We start from the raw sequence: 17709 nt of genomic DNA, 5'->3' as shown, positions 1-17709 counted from the left end.
CGGGCGGCCTTTTCATTTGTCTCGCTTTTTGGAGGACGGAAGCTAAAGTCCGTCCGAACCAAGCAAAAAAATCAGGGAGACATCACATTGGCCGGAACCGTTAAAGGAAGCTGCGATCCGAAATTTGCTGCGCTGAAAGGGGAATTCGAGCGCAACTTCGCCGAGCGGGGTGAGGTGGGCGCATCGGTCTGCCTGTCGGTGAACGGCGAGACGATGGTTGATCTCTGGGGCGGGGTGGCAAACGCCGAGACGGGCGAGGCTTGGGAGGAAGACACAGTCTCCATCGTGTTCTCGTGCACAAAGGCGGCGACCGCCCTGTGCGCGCATATCCTGATCGATCGCGGGCTCCTGAAGCGGAGCGCGCTCGTTTCTGACTACTGGCCGGAATTTGCGAAGAACGGGAAAGAAAAAACCACCGTCCAGATGATGCTGAATCATGAGAGCGCGTTGCCGGCTCTACGCGCGCCGGTGAAGCCCGGCGGGTTCAATGACTGGGACTATATGATCGGCCGCATGGAGGACGAGGAGGCGTTCTGGGAGCCTGGCACGCGCAACGGCTATCATATGGTGAATTTCGGCTGGACCGTGGGCGAGCTGGTGCGGCGCGTGTCTGGCAAGTCGCTCGGCACCTTCTTTGCCGAGGAAGTGGCCGGGCCGACCGGCGCACGATTCTGGATTGGCCTGCCCGAAAGCGAAAAGCCGCATATCGCGCCGATCCTGAATTATGTCCCGAAAGACGGCGACGTACCAACCGAGTTCACGCAGTTGCTGATGACGGCCCCGGCATCTATCCAGCATCTCTCCTTCATGAATTCCGGCGGCTGGAGCCCGAACGATCCTGAAGCCCACAAGGCCGAAATCGGCGGCGCGGGCGGAATCTCTAACGCCCGCGGGCAGGTCGCGATGTACACGCCGCTCGCCTGCAATGATGGTAGCCTGGTCTCATCCGACCGGTTGGCCAGCATGGGCATGGTGTCGACCGCCACGCAGCGCGACGCGACACTGTTGGTGCCTACACGCTTTGCCTCCGGCTTCATGAAGTCGATGGATAATCGCGCTTATCCCGCCGGCGACCAGATGACGGCAATCATGGGCAATGAAGCGTTCGGTCATGTCGGCGCTGGCGGCTCGATCGGGTTTGCCGATCCCGAGTGCGGTCTCGCCTTCAGTTACACAATGAACCAGATGGGCGCGGGCCTTCTCGTCAACGACCGCGGCCAGAGCCTGATCGATGCAGCCTACAAGGCGCTTGGTTATCGTTCAAATGCACCCGGAGCATGGGTGCGATAACCGCGTCGCGGCACGGCGACAAGGATGGCTGAATCAGACATCCTTGTCGACTTCGCCGATTCCGCGTGGCTGCCTTGTATTCTCGATCGCTTGACGGGCGCGCTCTGTGGCTTCGCTGCGCGCCGGCGGGGCAATGATCTCTGGCGGATCGTTTTGCTGCAGGTAGACAGTCTGGCTCGGGAAGGCGAGTCCGGTGCCCGCCCGGGCGACGATGTCCATGACCGCCACAGCAAACTCCTCCTTGATTTCCAGCCATTCGCCCCAGTCCTTGGTGTAGGTGAAAGCATAGATCAGATAGTCGATCGAGCTGGCGTTCAGGCTGTCGATCCGGACAAACAGGGCCGCCTCCGGCGGCTTGGCGAACCGGGGATCGTTCCATAGCCAGGCTTCGATCTCATCGCGAATGTATTTCAGCTGGTCGACCGTGGTGCGGTATTCGACGCCGACAGCCCATTTGATTCGCCGGTATGTCATGCGCGAGAAATTGGTCACAGCCGCATCGGAGAGCGCGCTGTTGGGAACATAGACGGGGCTCTTGTCGAATCGGCGCACCAGAGTCGAACGGAAATTGATCTTCTCCACTGTGCCCTCCACCACGCCATCGACGCGAATCCACTCGCCCGGAATGAAGCGCTTTTCGGCAATGATCAGGATGCCCGAGATGAGATTCTTGAACAGGTCCTGCGCGCCCAGGCCGACGGCAATGCCCAGCACGCCGAGGCCAGCGAGCAACGGTGCGATCTGGATGCCCCATTGATCGGCCACCGCACCGAGGCCAAGGATAACGAGGATGACCTGCAGAGCTTTGACCATCCAGTCGACGGCTGCTGACGACAGTGCGTTGCGAAGGTTCACCAACATGAATTCAAACGCATTTACTGCGCGCGCCAGCGTCCAGAACACGACCAAGGTGATGATCGAACGCAGGATACGGGTGGCGTAGACCTCCGCCGTGCCGGAAATGTCCGTGACTTGCAGGGCGATATAGATGCCGACAATGACAGGGACGATCCTCAGCGGTGTGGAAACCGAATTGACGAAGGCATCGTCGAGTCGTGTCTTCGTGCCAGAGGTCACCCGCATGACGGTCGACACGATAATTCGCGCAAACAGGCCGCGTACAATCAGCGCAAACATTACGATCACAACTGCGGTGATGATCTCGCCATAAGTGAGCCCATAGGCACCTTCATTCCAGATGGTAGCGACGTAGATGACGGTGTCTTTCGCCCATTGCGGCGCGTTGTCGTCGAACCAGGTTGGGAGGGTGATGATGGCCAAGGCAATCTCCTGGGTGACGTCCGGTTTCTGGAGCGATTGAAAGTTGCGTCATCTGCTAGCTTGGCTGCAGGCGCATGTGAAGGGTGTGGCGGCTAGACGGCAATGTCGCGCCACTCACCCGGACGCAGGTCTCCGAGGCGCCAATCGCCCACCTGTGCACGTATGAGGCGCAGGGTGGGGTGGCCGACGGCGGCGGTCATGCGGCGGACCTGACGGTTGCGGCCTTCGGTGATGGTAAGGCTGATCCAGCTGTCAGGCACGGACTTGCGGAACCGGATCGGCGGATCCCGGGGCCAAAGTTTTTCCGGCTCCGGAATTGTCTCGGCCCTGGCGGCGGCGGTCTTGCCATCTTTCAATGTGACGCCGGAGCGCAGGGCCTCTAGCGCCGCGTCGTCTGGCAGGCCTTCAACCTGTGCCCAATAGGTTTTTGGCTGCTTGAACTTCGGGTCGCTGATGCGGTTCTGCAGCTGGCCGTCATCAGTGAGCACAAGCAGGCCTTCGCTGTCCTGGTCGAGTTGGCCAGCGGCATAGACGCCGGGCACATTGATGAAATCAGACAGTGTCTTGCGCGGCGATCCTGCTGTGCCTGCATCGGTGAATTGTGACAGCACGCCATAGGGCTTGTTGAACAGGATCAGGCGCGACATGGGCCTACCCCTGAACCACCTCATGCAGGGCTTTGAGTGTGGTCAACAGGGCTTTTGCTTCTGACACGGGAAGGCAGCTCGGCGCGTCGCAGAGGGCAGCGTCGGGGTCGGTATGGAATTCGAGGAAGATTCCGTCGGCGCCCGCGGCCACGGCAGACTTGGCAATGATAGCGACGCCGTCACGGCGGCCGCCGGTCGAGGCTCCGCCGGTGCGCGGGTCAGCGCCGGGCAACTGCACCGCGTGGGTGGCGTCGATGGTAACAGGGCAGCCGAGCTTCTGCATTTCAGGAATACCCAGCATGTCGACCACGAGATTGTTGTAGCCAAAGCTGGACCCGCGTTCGCAGAGAATGACGCCGACGTCGGACGCTTCACCGATCTTGGTGACGATGTTCTTCGTGTCCCAAGGCGCTATGAACTGGGCCTTCTTCACCTGGACGATGCCGCCAGCCTTGGCCGTGGCGCGGGCTGTCGCCACGACGAGATCGGTCTGTCGGCAGAGGAAAGCGGGAATCTGGACGATGTCGGCTACGGCCGCGACCGGTTCGGCCTGGCTGGCGTCATGCAGGTCGGTACAGATCGGCACGTCCAGCTCGGCTTTCACTTCCTTCAGGATGCGCAAGCCCGCTTCGAGGCCCGGGCCGCGATAGGAGTGGATCGACGAACGGTTCGCCTTGTCAAAGCTGGCCTTGAACACATAGGGCAGGCCGAGCTCGGCGCAGATCGTTTTCAGCTGGGCTCCGACGGTCAATGCGAGCGCCTTGTTTTCCAGCACGTTCAGACCTGCAATCACGGCAAGCGGTTTGCCGGGGCCGATCGCCCATCCGGATTTCGCGTGAGTCAGCGCTGACATCGTCATTTCTCCCAAAAATTCCTGAGCAGGCAGATAGCCCTGTTTTGGCTGCAAGGTAACCCGCGTCCTTCACGGGCAGAATCAAAGAAGCCGCCCTGTCGAGGGGCGGCTTCCGTGAGCCCATGGGGCTAGTCAGGTCCGGGCGGCGTTACAGCGGCCCTACCATGTCTCTATGTGTTGACGGGAGGCTGCTCCAGCCAGACACCATAGGACACAGACCCAACGGCCTCACCTGGTTTCTCACTCGACATGGATCACCTCCTTTCAAACGTGCTGCTTGCACGGACTTTGTCCAGGACCATCCCGGACGACTCGAAGTTAAGCATGATTTGCGCCAATTAAAAGTAAACACCACGCATTTCCCGTGATCTTTTGGACTCCGCCATGAAAAACGCCCGAACGTGGCGTCCGGGCGTGATTCAAGCGCTGAAAATTGAGGCAATTGGCCTAGTCGGTGGCGATCACACCCACGACGAGTCCGATGATGGCACCGGTTGCCACAGACGCGAGGATTGCGTCTCCCCGGTCATAGTCGCGGGCCCAGTAATAGCCGCGCGGGGGCGCATAAAGACCATAGCGGTGATAGTCGCGGATATACACCGTTTGGCCGTGAGGGTGGTAGTAACCACCCACCGCGTAGCGCGGGGCGTAGTAGCGAGGCGGCGGGGCGTAATAGCGTGGTGGCGGCGCATAATAGCGGGGCGGGGGCGCGTAATAGGCGCGCGCAGGAGGTCGGCTGTAATAGCGCGGCGGCGGTCGGCGATAATGGTCGTGCCGACGGTCTCGGTCGCGATAGTGGTCATGACGGCCACGATCACCGCGATAATCGCGGTCGCGATTGCCATGTCCACGATTGCTTCCGCGATCATCATGCCCGCGCGAATAATCTCCGCCACGATTGTCATGGCCGCGTCGCCCTTGATCGGCACTGGCAATTGGTGCGGCAATCAGGCCGACTGTGGCCGCCGCCGCAATCAGGCGTGCAAGGTTCTTCAACAAGTTCATGGCGCTCTCGCCTCCGGTGGACAACCGCACAATTGTGCGATCCTGAGGCAGGTTTTAACGGTTGCGGGCTGAACTCCACCTGAACACCATGTTAAGGGTCCCGCATGTCCGAATTCGGCGATCTTCGTGTATCAGGCGAGTTGACGGTGCCTGCATGGGAACTGAGCGAAGCCTTCGTGCGCGCTTCGGGACCGGGCGGCCAGAACGTCAACAAGGTATCGTCAGCAGTCCAGCTGACCTGGAATGTCGAAGCCTCGTCCCTGCCGGCCGACGTCAAGGCGCGGTTCGCGAAACTTTATGCCAGTCGGATAACGAATGATGGCCGCCTGATCGTCGAGGCGAGCGAACACCGCAGCCAACCGATGAACAGGGAAGCCGCCCGAAAGCGCCTTGCGCAGATGATCCTGAAAGCCTCCATTCGCCCCAAGCGCCGCGTCGCGACACGGCCTACGGCGGGCAGTGTGCGGCGTCGCATCGCGTCGAAAAAACGCCGGGGCGAGATCAAGTCGCTGCGTGGCAGCGTGGAGACTGACGACTAGCTGCCGAGCTCTGCCTTGATGGCAGCGGTCAGTTTGGCCGTATCGGCGCCCTCGATATGTATATCGCCGACGAAGAAGCCTGGCGTGCCGCCGACATCCAGCGTGCGGCCAAGGTCTTTCATGTCCGATAGCTGTTTCTGGATTTCCATGGACTTCATGTCTGCGCGCATTTTCTTGACGTTGACTCCAATGGATTCCGCGATGGAATCGATACGTTTCTCGGTCAGGTCGTCATTCGACTTCAGCTTCATCAGGGCAACATGCATGGCATTGTACTTGCCCTGCTTGCCAGCCGACAGCGCGGCGAGGGCGGCCGTCTCGCTGATGCCCCCGAAGATGGGCAGCTCCTTGAAAACGACCCGAACCTTGCCGTCATATTCCTTAGGCAAGGCCTGGATCATGTCGACCGAACGCTTGCAGTAGCCGCACCGGTAATCGAAGAACTCCACCACGGTGACTTCGGCATCGGCCGGGCCGACGAAATGATCGCTGGCGAGGTTGAAGAGTTCGTTCTTCGATGCCGAGATCGCGGTCTTTTTCGCAGCATCGGCTTCCGCTTCCCGCTGTTCGTTCAGCGCGATCAGGGCATCCTCGATGACCTCCGGATTGGCCAGGATGTATTCGTGGACAATTTTCTCGATGTCGGCCCGGCTCATTTTGCCTGATGCCGAATCCTGCGCGCAAGCAGGCGTCAGGGCGATTGCGGTCATCGCCGCTGCAGTGAACAGTTTGCGTATCATGGATAGGGCCTTCTCAATTCTTGAAACCGGAGCAATGCTTGGCGCCATGTATACGACCGGCCCGCAAAGCGTCCATTACCTCTGACAGAAAGTTGATCAGCGCCCGTCAGACGCGAAGTTTCCGAATGGCATCTCGCGACCGCTGGTCTGGACCGAAAAGCGCGGACCGCGATTGGCGCGATTGTAGAAATCACGATTGTCCGGATTGCTCGGGTCAGTGATCAGCAGGATGTCGTCGGCCCGTCGGTAGGTCGGCGTGCCGCGCTCAAGCTGGTCGACAGCACGGTGGGCAAACAGGTTCGCCCGCACGATGTCCCCGATCGAATAGGCAGATTCTGCCGTGGCGAGTTGCGCCTCTGCCCGACGGCCCTGTTTCTCCAGCGTGATGGCCAGCTGTGCCCAGGCGAAGGCATTCTCTGGCTCTGCAATCAGAGCGTCGCGTAGCGCGGATTCGGCTGCTTCGACATCGCCCGGCTCGTCGCGGGCATTCAGGGATCGCGCATAGTTGATCAGCAGCAATGGCTGGCCGGGCTTGATTTCGAGCGAGCGCTTGTGTGGAGCGACCGATTCAGCGGTACGGCCACTTTCGAACAGGATCTGGCCCTTGAGCTCGTTGAAATAGGGATTGTCCGGTTGGTCCGCGAGAAGCAAGTCGACCTCGTTGAGGGCAACATCGATGTCGGAGGCTTGAAGCGCGGCGATCGAACGGGCATAGCGGGCGGGCGCGCTGAGATCGCTGGCCGGATATTCGTTGCGTACCTTGTTGGCCGTGTCGAGGAAGCCAATCAGTTTGGCCCGCATCATTTCATATTGCAGCTGTTCGCGCTGAGTCGGCGGTTCGTTCATCAACCCTGATTTTTCGGCGAGGTCGCGCACGGCGCGAATACGGTCCGAAGCGAGCGGGTGCGAACGGAAATAGGGGTAGCGGCGCGCATTGGAGAGGACTTCCTGGTAGCGGAACTTCTCGAAGAATTCGACAATGCCGCCAGTCGATTGGTGCAGCCGTGTCAGGTATTCGACTGCAGCGGCATCGGCCATGGATTCTTCAGATCGCGTGTGAACGAAAAAGTTTAGCGCCGCGAATTGCTGGGAACTGCCGATCAATGCGGCACCGGCGCCGCCTTCACCTGCCGCGATGGCCAGGATGCCGAGACCGATCGAGACGAGTGCGGGGCGCGAAGCAATCTCGGCGGCCCGTTGACGACTGACACTGTGGCCACAGGCAATGTGGCAGGTTTCGTGCGCGATTACGCCCTTGATCTGCGCCGGGGATTCCGCCGCAATGATCAGGCCAGTATGGATATGGATGTTCTGGCCGTTCGCGACGAACGCATTCAGGCTCGGGTCATTGATGATGTAGAAGCCTACATCCGCCGGTTTCAGGCCGGCGACCTCGAGGATTGGATCGGTCCACTCCCGCAGGGTCTCCTCGATCTCGGCATCGCGGATCAGGCCTTGCGCCGACGCTGTAACGGCAAAGGCGGCGGCGGCCAGGGCCGTTGCAGCAAGTCGCAGGAAGTGTCGCGCCATGTAAGGCGTCTCCTCTGGGTGGTACCAACCCCCTGAACTTAAGCAGGCGCGCCGGTATTGGCGAGGGGGAAGCAACATCCATGACACATTTGTCAGGAATCACCTGACGCGAAGATGAATGCCAGTTCCGGGTCGATCTGTATGCCTGTTTCGGTTCCAGCCTCAGGTGCAAGCCCCCGTGGCACAAGCGATGTGAGCTGGAGACGGCCGACATCCAGGACGAGCCGCGCCATCGGCCCTGTCAGGCGGCTGGAGACGACGCGGGCCCTGACGGGGGCGGTTACATCGGGGATTACGCCTTCCGGCCGGATGACGACCAGCGCGTCCGGACCGACGGGCTGGGCAAGCAGGCCCGCGGGCGCGTCGCGTCCGGCGATTCGGTTGACCGGTCCGAGCGCGGCGGCGATGTCGGCGCCCTGGGGTTTGAGATAGACATCGCTGGCCTTGCCCTTCTGCAGGATGCGGCCAGATTTCATGATGGCAATATGGTCGGCGCTCTCGAGTGCTTCGGCCGGATCGTGCGTGACGAGCAGCGCCGGGATTCCGGCCGCGCGGACGGCATCGAGCGCTTCTTCGCGTACGCTGCCGCGCAGGGACGGGTCGAGGCCTGAAAAAGGTTCGTCCATCAGGATGGCGGCAGGCTTGGGCGCAAGGGCGCGGGCGATGGCGACGCGTTGCTGCTCGCCGCCGGACAGCTCGTGCGGATAGGCGCTGCTGCGGGCGCCGAGGCCGAGGCGTGACAGCCATTGTGTGGCAATGGCGCGGGCTTCCTCGCGTGGCAGGTGGGCGAGACCAAAGATTGTGTTCTGCAGGGCGGTGAGGTGGGGGAAGAGCGCAAAGTCCTGGAAAATCAATCCGATGTGGCGCTTTTCAGGTGGCAAAGTGTAACCGGGCCTGGACAGGATTGTGTCGCCAAGGCGCACTTCGCCCGCATCGACAGGCTCCAGGCCGGCGAACAGGCGCAGCAGGGTGGACTTGCCTGCACCGGACCCGCCGAGCAGGGCCGTGATGGCGCCGGGCGCGAGGTCGAGCGAAATGCCCGAGACAACAGCGAGGCCGTCATAGAGGCGGCTAACATCGTGAGCCGTGAGGGATGTTGGAGTAGCGGTCATGCGGGGGCACCAGGGCGGGCGCGGGAGAGGCGCCAGGACAGGAAGATGACGGGCAGGAGACCGGCAAGGGTGATGAGGAGGGCGGGCAGGGCAGCGGCGGCAAGGCGTTCGTCCGACGCATAGGCATGGGCGCGAACGGACAAGGTATCCCAGTTGAACGGGCGCAGCATCAGCGTTGCGGGGAGTTCCTTCAGCGATTCCACGAACAGGATCAGGGCGCCGGCGGTGGCTCCGGACAAGGCAATCGGCAGGTCGACTTCGCGGGCCCGGCGCAGGGGCGACGCGCCGAGACTGCCGGCTGCCTGGGCGAGCGAGGCGGGTGCGCGGGCCAGTGCTGCGACCATGGGTTCGGCTCCGGCTGCGGTGAAACGACTGGCATATACCCATGCCAGGGCGATCAGCGCAAAGGCGCCGGTGAGGGTGAAAGGCAGCAGGCCGAGGACGACCAGGGCGCCCATGGCGAGGACGGCGCCGGGGATGGCGTATCCCGAGGACGCGGCGAGGCGGGCAAAGCGCGGCAACGGCCCGGCGGCGCGCTGCGACAGGGCAATCACAAGGGCCAGCACGAAAGCAAGGGCGGCGCCGGACCCTGCCAGGACCAGCGTATTCATGAGGGCTTGTCCGACCGGTGCGACGGCTTCACGCGCCTCGAGGCTGCGCCAGACAAGACGCCCAACGGGCAGCCCGAAAGCGACCATGAAGAGGGTGGAGCAGAGGGTGGTTGCGGTGGTGGCAAGGGGGAGGGAGAGGGGGGCTCGGTCCACTTCGCGCCAGCGGGTCGAGCTCGCCTGGCTACCGCGCCGGCCCCGGCTCCAGCGCTCGAAAAGGACCAGGCTGAGGACGAGGCTGAGCAGGATGAGGGCGAGGCGAGCGGCGGTGGCCGGCTCGCCAAAACTCGTCCACGCACGCACGATGCCATAGGTCAATGTTGGCACGCCCAGGTATTCGGCGGCGCCATAGTCGGCAGCCGCTTCCATCAGGGCAAGGGCGAGGCCGGCAGCGATGACGGGACGCGCGGCGGGCAGGGCGACACGCCAGAAGCTGCGCGAGGCGCTGGCGCCGAGGCTGCGGGCAGCCTCGAGCGAGCAGACCGACTGCGAGATGAAGGCAGCCCGGGCAGTGAGGTAGACATAGGGATAAAGCGTGAGCGCCAGGATGAAGGCGAGGCCCGGCAGGGAATGAATGTCGGGAAACCAGAAGTCCCGGGCCGAGAGCCCGGTTATGTTCCGGATTCCGGACTGGACCGGACCGCCGACGCCCATGAGGTCGCCATAGGCATAGGCAAGGACATAGCCGGGGGCGGCGAGGGGCAGGATGAGCAACCATTCAAACAGGCCCCGGCCGGGGAAGCGGTACATGGTTGTGAGCCATGCGGCCGGTACGGCGAAGGCGAGTATCAGGACGGCTGTCAGCGCCAGCGTGCCGATTGTGCCAAGGAAATAGCCTGTCAGGAGCGTGTCGCGGATATGGATCCACGCTTCGCCCCCGCCGAACAGCAGCCCGGCGACCAGCGTGGCCGCCACCGGCACGGCAATGACAAGACCCGCCACGAAGGCGGGTCCGTCACTTGCGCGAATGGCAAGGTTGCGAAGGGGGATGATCCCGGCCAATCCGGTCAGTTCCAGCCGGCCCGGTCGTAGATTTCCTGCGCTTCAGCCTGGTGCTCGCCCAGCTCCTGCAGCGGGAACTGGCTCTGCTTGAAGTCTGGCAGGGCGTCGAGCCCCTCCGGCAAGGGCACGCCGGCGATCATCGGAAATTCCTTGGTCTCGGTGGTCAGCAGTTTTTGGCCTTCTTGCGTGGTCAGCCATTCGATGAAGCGGACCGCGTTGTCCTTGTTGGGAGCATGTGCGGCAACGGCGGCGGCGGTGACATTGATGTGCGTGCCGACGCCATCCTGCTCGGGGAAGGAGAGTTTTGTCCTGGCCGTCTTGGCCTTGTCGGCATCGGTGCCGGTGGCCATGCGGACCCAATAGTAATGGTTGATCAGCGCGACCGAGCATTCACCTGCCGCGATGGACTCGATCTGGGTCGTGTCGCCGCCCTGGGGCTGGCGGGCGAAGTTGGCCACGACATTGCGCGCCCAAGCGGCGGCCTTGTCCGAGCCCCAGCGACCGATGAATTCGCCCATCAGGGACAGGTTGTAGATATTCGAGGAGGACCGCATGCAAACCTCGCCGTGAAGCCTGCCGTCAGCGAGGTCCGAATACTGGTCGACCTCTTCGGGCTGGAGACGAGACGGATCGTACACGATGATGCGAGCGCGCTTGGCGAGGCCGAACCAGTTGCCGTCAGGCTCGCGGAAATGTGGCGGAATCGCCGATTCCAGCGTTTCTGAGCGGATGCCTTGGGTGAATCCCGCGTCCTGGAAGCGGAAAAGTGTCCCGGCGTCGGACGCAATAATCACGTCTGCCGGGCTGGCATCGCCTTCTGCCTTCATCGTTTCGATCAGTTCCGGGGCTCCGGACTCGCGGAAACGGACCCGGATGCCGGTTTCCTTTTCGAACGTATCGTACATCACCTTGTCGGAATCATAGTGACGTGCCGAATAGACGTTCAGCGTGCCCGAGCGCTGGACCGCCGGTTCCGCTGCAGGTTCTGCAGATGCGACCTCAGGCGCTGCGGGCTTCCCACAGGCGGCCAGGAGGAGAGTTGCGGCGAGAATCGCTGGGTATTTCATTGGCGAGCGCTGTTCCTTGTCTGATCTGGGCCTATCAAACATAGTTGAGAATGGATCGCAACTTATCAAGGGGAGCGACGTTTTGCCCAAATCTTGCACAGCGCCAATAAATATTGGTTTTTTTGCCCGGAGGGGACTCTGAATCATCTGTATTTTACGGTAAACAGAAAATTAACTCCGGTCAGAACAACAGGGGTGTGGGGATGAATGACATTGTAGTTGACCTGGATCTGGGGACGCCAGAGGAGCAGGTATTGTGGGAATTGGCGGTCGATTTCTTTGTCGGCTTGCTGGATTCAGACGAGAATATTTCAGAAGCGGATGCGCCGGACATGATGGTGCATACGGCGTTCAAACCGAATGGGCGTATGAGCAAACAGCTGATCTTCCAGGACCGGACCTGGGCCGATGCCTTCCTGGACTTCTGGGAAGAGCAAAAACTTCAGGCGGCGGCCGCCTAGGCGTTTCACTCAGCAGCCAAGTGACTTAGACAGGCCGGGATGAGCCCGAGCCTTTCCTCTCCACGTATCGCCATTGTCGGCGCCGGCATTGTCGGCCTGTCCTGCGCATGGGCAATGGCGAAGCGCGGCGCGTCAGTTACGCTTTTCGATTCTAATTTCCATCCGGGCCGCGGCGCAAGCTGGGCTGCTGCGGGGATGCTGGCGCCGGCCTATGAGGCCGCCGCAGAGGACGGTGCCCATTCGCGCCTGTTTGACCTCTGCCTTCAGGGCGGAGAGATATGGACAGGCTTCGCCCGCGAGCTTGCCGAGGCAACCGGTCGTGATGTGCTGCATTTTGGAGGTCCCAGTCTTGCGGTGGCCCTGACGGCCAAGGACATGGCTGCCTTGCAAGGCCTTGCCAATGCGCTGAATGCGCGGGGTGTGCCCTTTGATGTCTTGTCCGCAGAAGAGGCCGTGGCGCAAGAACCCCAGGTTTCCCGGGAAAACCGTGGGGCGTTGCTGCTGCACACTGACGGTCAGGTCGATAACCGGCTTCTCGTGGACACATTGATCCGCGCACTGGAAAAGCATCCGAATGTCGTCTTCATGAACGGCGAAGCGCCGCTCATGTGCGCTGGCAACGCGCTGACGATTGCAGGCTTTGACAAGGTGGTCATCGCCGCAGGCTGGCAAACGCCACATGTAATGGTGGACAACACGCCCCTAGGCGCAATGGCGCCATCTCTCAGGGCAATCCAGCCGGTCGGCGGCCAAATGCTGGCGCTCCAGCGGCAATCCGAAACACCGGAGATGACGTTGCGCTGCGGCTCGCTCTACATTGTGCCGAAGGCGGGACGGATCGTCGTTGGCGCGACGGTCGAGCCGGGGGCGACGGGCAGCGAAATCAACTGGGAAACAATACACGGCCTGCAGGCAGCCGCCCAAAAATTGTGCCCGGCCCTGAAGCGAGGCGACACTATCGAAGCTTGGCGGGGTACGAGGCCGGGAACACCCGACCATGCACCAATGATCGGGGAATTGGCCGGTACAGGCGCGTTTGTCGCCTCCGGCCATTACAGAAACGGTATCCTGCTGGCGCCCATCACCGCTCAGATCATGGCAGACATGATCCTTGAGGGAAAAACCGGCGAGCTGGCGGCGGCGTTCAGCCCGGCGCGGTTTGCGGCTGCGACGGCCTGACGCCGGGGCCATGCTGGACGGGCGCGCGCCTCCGGCCTAAGTCTCCTGCCAAGCAGGAGGAACGCATGCACCAGATCGCCCCCATGAGCGAAGACCAGATGGCCATCAAGGACGCGGTCGAAAAGACAATCGCGCCATTCGATGACGAGTATTGGGGCAAGACGGACGAGACCGGTAACTGGCCGGAAGAGTTCTGCGACGCCATGGCCAAGGGCGGCTGGCTGGGCATTGCGTTCCCGGAAGAATATGGCGGCGCGGGCCTGGGCCTGACCGAAGCGGCGCTGATGATGCAGACGGTGACGCGTTCGGGCGCGGGCTTTTCCGGCGCATCGGCGATCCACCTGAACATTTTCGGGCCCAAGCCATTGGAGAAATTCGGCACGCCGGAACAGAAGCAGGAAAACCTGCCGAAGATCATCTCGGGCGAGGAGAAGATGTGCTTTGCCGTGACCGAGCCAAATTCGGGACTGGATACATCGAGCTTGGAGACCAAGGCCGAGCGGACCAATAATGGCTATGTCATCAATGGACGGAAGATCTGGACCACGGGCGCACAACGCGCCGACAAGATCCTGATCATTGCCCGCACCACGCCGAAGGACCAGTGCGCCAAGCCGCATCTTGGCCTGTCGCTGTTCTACACCGACCTCAACCGGAACCGGATCGAGGCGAACCCGATCCCGAAAATGGGCCGCAAGGCGGTGGAGTGCAACACGCTGTTCATCGACGGGCTGGAAGTGCCCAAAGAAGACCTGATCGGCGAGGAAGGCGCGGGCTTCAAGTACCTGCTGCAAGGCCTGAACCCTGAGCGCGTGCTGTTTGCCGCCGAAAGCGTCGGGCTGGGCTTCGCCGCGTTGGAGCGGGCGACGCGTTATGCCAATGAGCGGGTCGTGTTCGGCCGGTCGATCGGCCAGAACCAGGGCATCCAGCACCCTCTGGCGCGCAGCTGGGCCGAGCTGTCGGCAGCTGAACTGATGGCCTACAAGGCGGCCGCGCTTTACGATGCGGGCAAGGATTGCGGCGCCGAAGCGAACGCTGCGAAGTACCTTGGCACCGAGGCTGGCTTTACCGCCTGCGAAACGGCGGTGCTGACGCACGGCGGCATGGGCTACGCGAAGGAGTACCATGTCGAGCGGATGATGCGGGAAGCCATGCTGGCGCGGATTGCGCCGGTGAGCCGCGAAATGATCCTGAACTTCATCGCAGAACGCGTACTGGGCCTGCCGAAGAGCTACTGACGCATGGCTGTGGCGGGACCAAAATCGGCACCAGCCACCCTTGGCGACCTTCTCGATCTTGATCTGGAGGGGCGCCCCTTCCTTCAGGAACAGGGCAACACGGTCACGCGTGGTTTCGTGCGCTTCCTGGAGGTCGATGAAGACCACTGGACCCTCGCCATCCGAGACGTTGAATACCTGGACAAGCGCACAGGCCTGTGGGCACCGGATACGCCGGAAGACGAATATGGCGGCGGTGCTGACCACACGTCGGTGTCACGTCTTTGGGGCGGCCAGCCGCCGATCTTCGACCGGGGAGTCCAGATCAGCTGCTATGGTATCTTCATCCATATCGGTGTGAGCAGTGACAGGCCCTGGCACGACAATGACTGGCCTGAACTGGACACAGAGATGCTATCGCCCGGCCCCATGGATGATCGCTAGGGCCGTTGCTGCGACGCGCTACATGCCGTCGGCGCCTTTCATGTGTTGGAAGAACTCTTCCTTGCTATTGGTGCGCGGATAAGGCTCTGCGGGCACCGGCACGCCGAGGAAGGCGCACAGCGGCTCCCATCCATCCTTGGCCGAATGCACCAGTAGCCGCTCGGCGGGAATGGCCGCCTTCACGGCGGCTTCGTGAGCGTTGAACGCGGCTATGATACCGTCCTTGTCTTTCGCGTCGCCAAGGCTGCGTTCAAGCACTTTCGTCACCATCCTGAACCATTCCACCGCTGGGGCCGGCCATTTGTCGGGCGCCCACACAGTCGCAAGGATTGTCTCCGATATGCTCTTGTACCAGCTTTCCGGCGAACGGGACGACAGGATGATTTTCGCGTCCGGATAATACGTTGCCAGTTCCTGCCAGAACGCGGCGGTCGGCCAGTCCACGGCGGAGTTATATCCGGCAAAGATCGCGTCGAAATCGGGATTGTCCGCCAGGGCGTCGTTCCAGAGCGGCACTTGCGCGGCGCCATTTTCGATCACTTCGATCATATGGTGGCACGGCCCGAGGCCGAGCTGTTCGAGCGCCAGTTTCAGCGACATCGTGCCTGTGCGCCCGAAACCGGCGCTGATTACGGATAGTGTCATTGTGTCCCTCCCACGCCCCATACGGGCCCTGGGCTGCAGGCTAGCTCAAAGAACGGGCGCTTGAAAGCGGATCGACGAGCGACTGGCTTCCCCATGGACGCGGATCGGACTAGTCTCGGCAAAAGCCTTGGGAGGGCAATTCCATGCTGTATCTGATCCTCGGTCTCGTCATTTTTTTCGGGGCGCACCTGTTTGCTACATTCCGGTCGCGTGAGCCGGGCAAGGATATCAAGGCGAAGCTGGGATATGGCCCCTATATGGGCCTCTACAGTCTTGTTTCCATCGCCGGTTTTGTCCTGATCTGCTGGGGCTTTGGCGCCACGCGCGATGCGGGCAGCCTGTACATGGCGCCGTCATGGGGCCGGCATGTGAACCTGGCGCTGATGCTGCCGGCGCTGATCCTGCTGGTCGCCTCGCAATTGCCGACCGGGGCGATCAAGAAGGCCGTGAAGCACCCGATGCTGGTGGCGGTGAAGCTCTGGGCCTTCGGGCACCTGCTGGCCAATGGCGAGATCAATTCGGTGATCCTGTTCGGCAGTTTCCTCGCCTATGCGGTGATCGACCGGATCGCGGTGAAGAAGCGCGGCGACAATGGCCCGGCCGGGGATGCGGCCTTCTCGATCGTGTCGGATATTGCGGCATTGATTGTGGGCGGTGGCCTGTACGTGGCGATCCTGCTGTGGCTGCACCCGATCCTGTTCGGCGTCGCGATCATGTAATGGGCCGCCGGCTTAACCCCTTCACATACACATCGGTGCTAGCCATATCCCTTGACGCAACGCGTTGGCGTTCCTGGGAGTGAACCGGTATGAATTATGACTTCAATTATGCCCTGACGGTCTTCGTCGACACGGTCATGAAACGCTATGCCGATTTCGAAGGGCGCACGAGCCGGCGCGATTTCTGGCATTATGTGTCGATTGCCCTGCTGATCTCGGCCGGCTTCCACATCCTGTCGATGATCCCGTACCTGGGGCCGATTTTCGGCCTGGTGAGCCTGCTGGTCAGTATTGCCTTAATGGTTCCAGGCATCGGCATCAGCATCCGGCGCATGCATGATATCGACCAGAGCGGCCTGATGGTTCTGATCCCGATCTACAATATCTACCTTGCCTGCCAGCCGGGAACCACGCGCACCAACCGGTTCGGCCCGCAACCGCGCAAGCTGTGAGCCAGCTTGCGGGCGCGGCCCGGTCAGGCTAAGTCGCGGCCCATGTCGAAACAAACCCAGACCCGCCGCAAGACCGTCAAGGACATTGCCGCCGCCAAAGGCAAGACGCCCCTCGTCTGCCTGACCGCCTATGATGCACCGACCGCCCGCCTGCTGGACGCCCATTGCGACGTGCTGCTGGTCGGCGACAGCCTGGGCATGGTGGTGCACGGCCTGCCATCCACGGTGGGCGTCACGATGGAGATGATGATCCTGCACGGCCAGGCGGTGATGCGGGGCTCCAGCGAGGCCTTTGTCGTCGTCGACATGCCGTTCGGGTCTTATGAGACAAATAATGATTCCGCGTTCCTGAACGCTGCGCGCATCATGAAGGAAACCGGCTGCCAGGCGATCAAGATCGAGAGCGGCACCTATGCCGCCGGGCAGATTGCGCACCTTGTCGAGCGCGGCGTGCCGGTGATGGGCCATGTCGGCCTGCGCCCGCAGGCGGTGAATGTCGATGGCGGGTTCCGCGCCAAGGGACGCACGACTGGCGAGCGCGACCGGGTCATCGCCGAGGCCCGCGCCGCCGACGAAGCCGGTGCCTTTGCCATCGTGATCGAAGGTGTCGCCGAGGACCTGGCGGCGGATATCACTGCCGAGGTCAGCTGCCCGACAATCGGCATCGGTGCTTCAGCGGCCTGCGACGGCCAGATCCTGGTCACGCATGACATGCTGGGCCTGTTCGACTGGACGCCGAAATTCGTGCGCCGCTATGCCGACCTGAGCGCCAGCATCAGCGAGGCGGCAGCTGCCTATGGCGACGATGTCCGCGCCCGCCGGTTTCCGGACGCGGCCGAGACCTATGCATTGAGAAAACCTGAACCTCAACAGCGCTGACACGTTGCAGCGTGGGCATCGCCCGTCTAGGTTCCTGCC

19 protein-coding genes are annotated in these 17709 nt (G+C 62.1%); 9 read left to right on the top strand and 10 right to left on the bottom strand.

Annotated features, from left to right (window positions below):
• Positions 1-87: 87 nt before the first annotated feature.
• The gene (locus AC0L7I_RS16090) at positions 88-1290 is read left to right on the top strand and encodes a serine hydrolase domain-containing protein (RefSeq protein WP_473397441.1); all 1203 of its coding nucleotides are present in this window, start codon (positions 88-90) and stop codon (positions 1288-1290) included.
• 33 nt (positions 1291-1323) lie between these two features.
• Here the strand turns inward: AC0L7I_RS16090 and AC0L7I_RS16085 are convergent, their stop codons facing one another.
• From AC0L7I_RS16085 to AC0L7I_RS16070, 4 genes are all read right to left on the bottom strand, one after another.
• Positions 1324-2571: a mechanosensitive ion channel family protein gene (locus AC0L7I_RS16085; protein ID WP_473397440.1), complete on the bottom strand. Its 1248-nt coding sequence runs from the start codon at positions 2569-2571 to the stop codon at positions 1324-1326.
• A 92-nt stretch (positions 2572-2663) separates the two neighbouring features.
• The gene (locus tag AC0L7I_RS16080) at positions 2664-3218 is read right to left on the bottom strand and encodes an rRNA large subunit pseudouridine synthase E (protein ID WP_473397439.1); all 555 of its coding nucleotides are present in this window, start codon (positions 3216-3218) and stop codon (positions 2664-2666) included.
• Positions 3219-3222: 4 nt separating this feature from the next.
• Positions 3223-4071: a 3-deoxy-8-phosphooctulonate synthase gene (gene kdsA, locus AC0L7I_RS16075; protein WP_473397438.1), complete on the bottom strand. Its 849-nt coding sequence runs from the start codon at positions 4069-4071 to the stop codon at positions 3223-3225.
• Positions 4072-4518: 447 nt separating this feature from the next.
• A complete protein-coding gene (locus AC0L7I_RS16070) occupies positions 4519-5076 on the bottom strand; it encodes an RcnB family protein (protein ID WP_473397437.1) in 558 nt (185 codons plus the stop codon).
• A 104-nt stretch (positions 5077-5180) separates the two neighbouring features.
• Here AC0L7I_RS16070 and arfB point away from each other — a divergent pair, with 104 nt between their 5' ends.
• Positions 5181-5615 (top strand): alternative ribosome rescue aminoacyl-tRNA hydrolase ArfB, encoded by a 435-nt coding sequence (gene arfB, locus AC0L7I_RS16065; protein WP_473397436.1) that lies wholly within the window; start codon positions 5181-5183, stop codon positions 5613-5615.
• On the opposite strand, the gene AC0L7I_RS16060 is transcribed toward arfB, so the two are convergent.
• The 5 genes from AC0L7I_RS16060 to AC0L7I_RS16040 all read right to left on the bottom strand — a co-directional run bounded on the left by AC0L7I_RS16060 (position 5612) and on the right by AC0L7I_RS16040 (position 11674).
• Positions 5612-6355: a DsbA family protein gene (locus AC0L7I_RS16060; protein ID WP_473397435.1), complete on the bottom strand. Its 744-nt coding sequence runs from the start codon at positions 6353-6355 to the stop codon at positions 5612-5614. The genes arfB and AC0L7I_RS16060 overlap by 4 nt on opposite strands.
• A gap of 96 nt (positions 6356-6451) precedes the next feature.
• Complete coding sequence (locus AC0L7I_RS16055) at positions 6452-7885, bottom strand: M48 family metalloprotease (RefSeq protein ID WP_473397434.1); 1434 nt, start codon at positions 7883-7885, stop codon at positions 6452-6454.
• A gap of 92 nt (positions 7886-7977) precedes the next feature.
• Entirely contained in the window at positions 7978-8997 is a 1020-nt protein-coding gene (locus tag AC0L7I_RS16050) for an ABC transporter ATP-binding protein (RefSeq protein ID WP_473397433.1), read from the bottom strand.
• Positions 8994-10607, bottom strand: a complete 1614-nt coding sequence (locus AC0L7I_RS16045) for an ABC transporter permease (protein ID WP_473397432.1) — start codon at positions 10605-10607, stop codon at positions 8994-8996. The genes AC0L7I_RS16050 and AC0L7I_RS16045 overlap by 4 nt, the downstream gene beginning before the upstream one ends.
• A 5-nt stretch (positions 10608-10612) precedes the next feature.
• Entirely contained in the window at positions 10613-11674 is a 1062-nt protein-coding gene (locus AC0L7I_RS16040) for an extracellular solute-binding protein (protein ID WP_473397431.1), read from the bottom strand.
• Positions 11675-11877: 203 nt separating this feature from the next.
• On the opposite strand from AC0L7I_RS16040, the gene AC0L7I_RS16035 reads away from it, so the two are divergent.
• The 4 genes from AC0L7I_RS16035 to AC0L7I_RS16020 all read left to right on the top strand — a co-directional run bounded on the left by AC0L7I_RS16035 (position 11878) and on the right by AC0L7I_RS16020 (position 14975).
• Complete coding sequence (locus AC0L7I_RS16035) at positions 11878-12135, top strand: hypothetical protein (RefSeq protein WP_473397430.1); 258 nt, start codon at positions 11878-11880, stop codon at positions 12133-12135.
• Positions 12136-12174: 39 nt separating this feature from the next.
• On the top strand, positions 12175-13314 hold the full coding sequence (gene thiO, locus AC0L7I_RS16030) for a glycine oxidase ThiO (protein WP_473397429.1): 1140 nt from the start codon (positions 12175-12177) through the stop codon (positions 13312-13314).
• A gap of 65 nt (positions 13315-13379) precedes the next feature.
• Complete coding sequence (locus AC0L7I_RS16025) at positions 13380-14552, top strand: acyl-CoA dehydrogenase family protein (RefSeq protein WP_473397428.1); 1173 nt, start codon at positions 13380-13382, stop codon at positions 14550-14552.
• 3 nt (positions 14553-14555) lie between these two features.
• Entirely contained in the window at positions 14556-14975 is a 420-nt protein-coding gene (locus tag AC0L7I_RS16020) for a hypothetical protein (RefSeq protein ID WP_473397427.1), read from the top strand.
• A gap of 18 nt (positions 14976-14993) precedes the next feature.
• Here the strand turns inward: AC0L7I_RS16020 and AC0L7I_RS16015 are convergent, their stop codons facing one another.
• A complete protein-coding gene (locus tag AC0L7I_RS16015; protein ID WP_473397426.1) occupies positions 14994-15620 on the bottom strand; it encodes a sulfotransferase family protein in 627 nt (208 codons plus the stop codon).
• A gap of 143 nt (positions 15621-15763) precedes the next feature.
• Here AC0L7I_RS16015 and AC0L7I_RS16010 point away from each other — a divergent pair, with 143 nt between their 5' ends.
• From AC0L7I_RS16010 to panB, 3 genes are all read left to right on the top strand, one after another.
• Positions 15764-16339: an NnrU family protein gene (locus tag AC0L7I_RS16010; RefSeq protein ID WP_473397425.1), complete on the top strand. Its 576-nt coding sequence runs from the start codon at positions 15764-15766 to the stop codon at positions 16337-16339.
• 89 nt (positions 16340-16428) lie between these two features.
• A complete protein-coding gene (locus AC0L7I_RS16005; protein WP_473397424.1) occupies positions 16429-16791 on the top strand; it encodes a DUF805 domain-containing protein in 363 nt (120 codons plus the stop codon).
• A gap of 42 nt (positions 16792-16833) precedes the next feature.
• Positions 16834-17670, top strand: coding sequence for a 3-methyl-2-oxobutanoate hydroxymethyltransferase (panB, locus tag AC0L7I_RS16000; protein ID WP_473397423.1), 837 nt, complete (start codon positions 16834-16836; stop codon positions 17668-17670).
• Positions 17671-17709 lie beyond the last annotated feature (39 nt).

It is taken from the genome of Hyphomonas sp. J20-32 (genome assembly GCF_055808555.1).
Note: the sequence above shows the minus strand (reverse complement) of the source record. Positions and strands in the feature narration are given on the sequence as shown.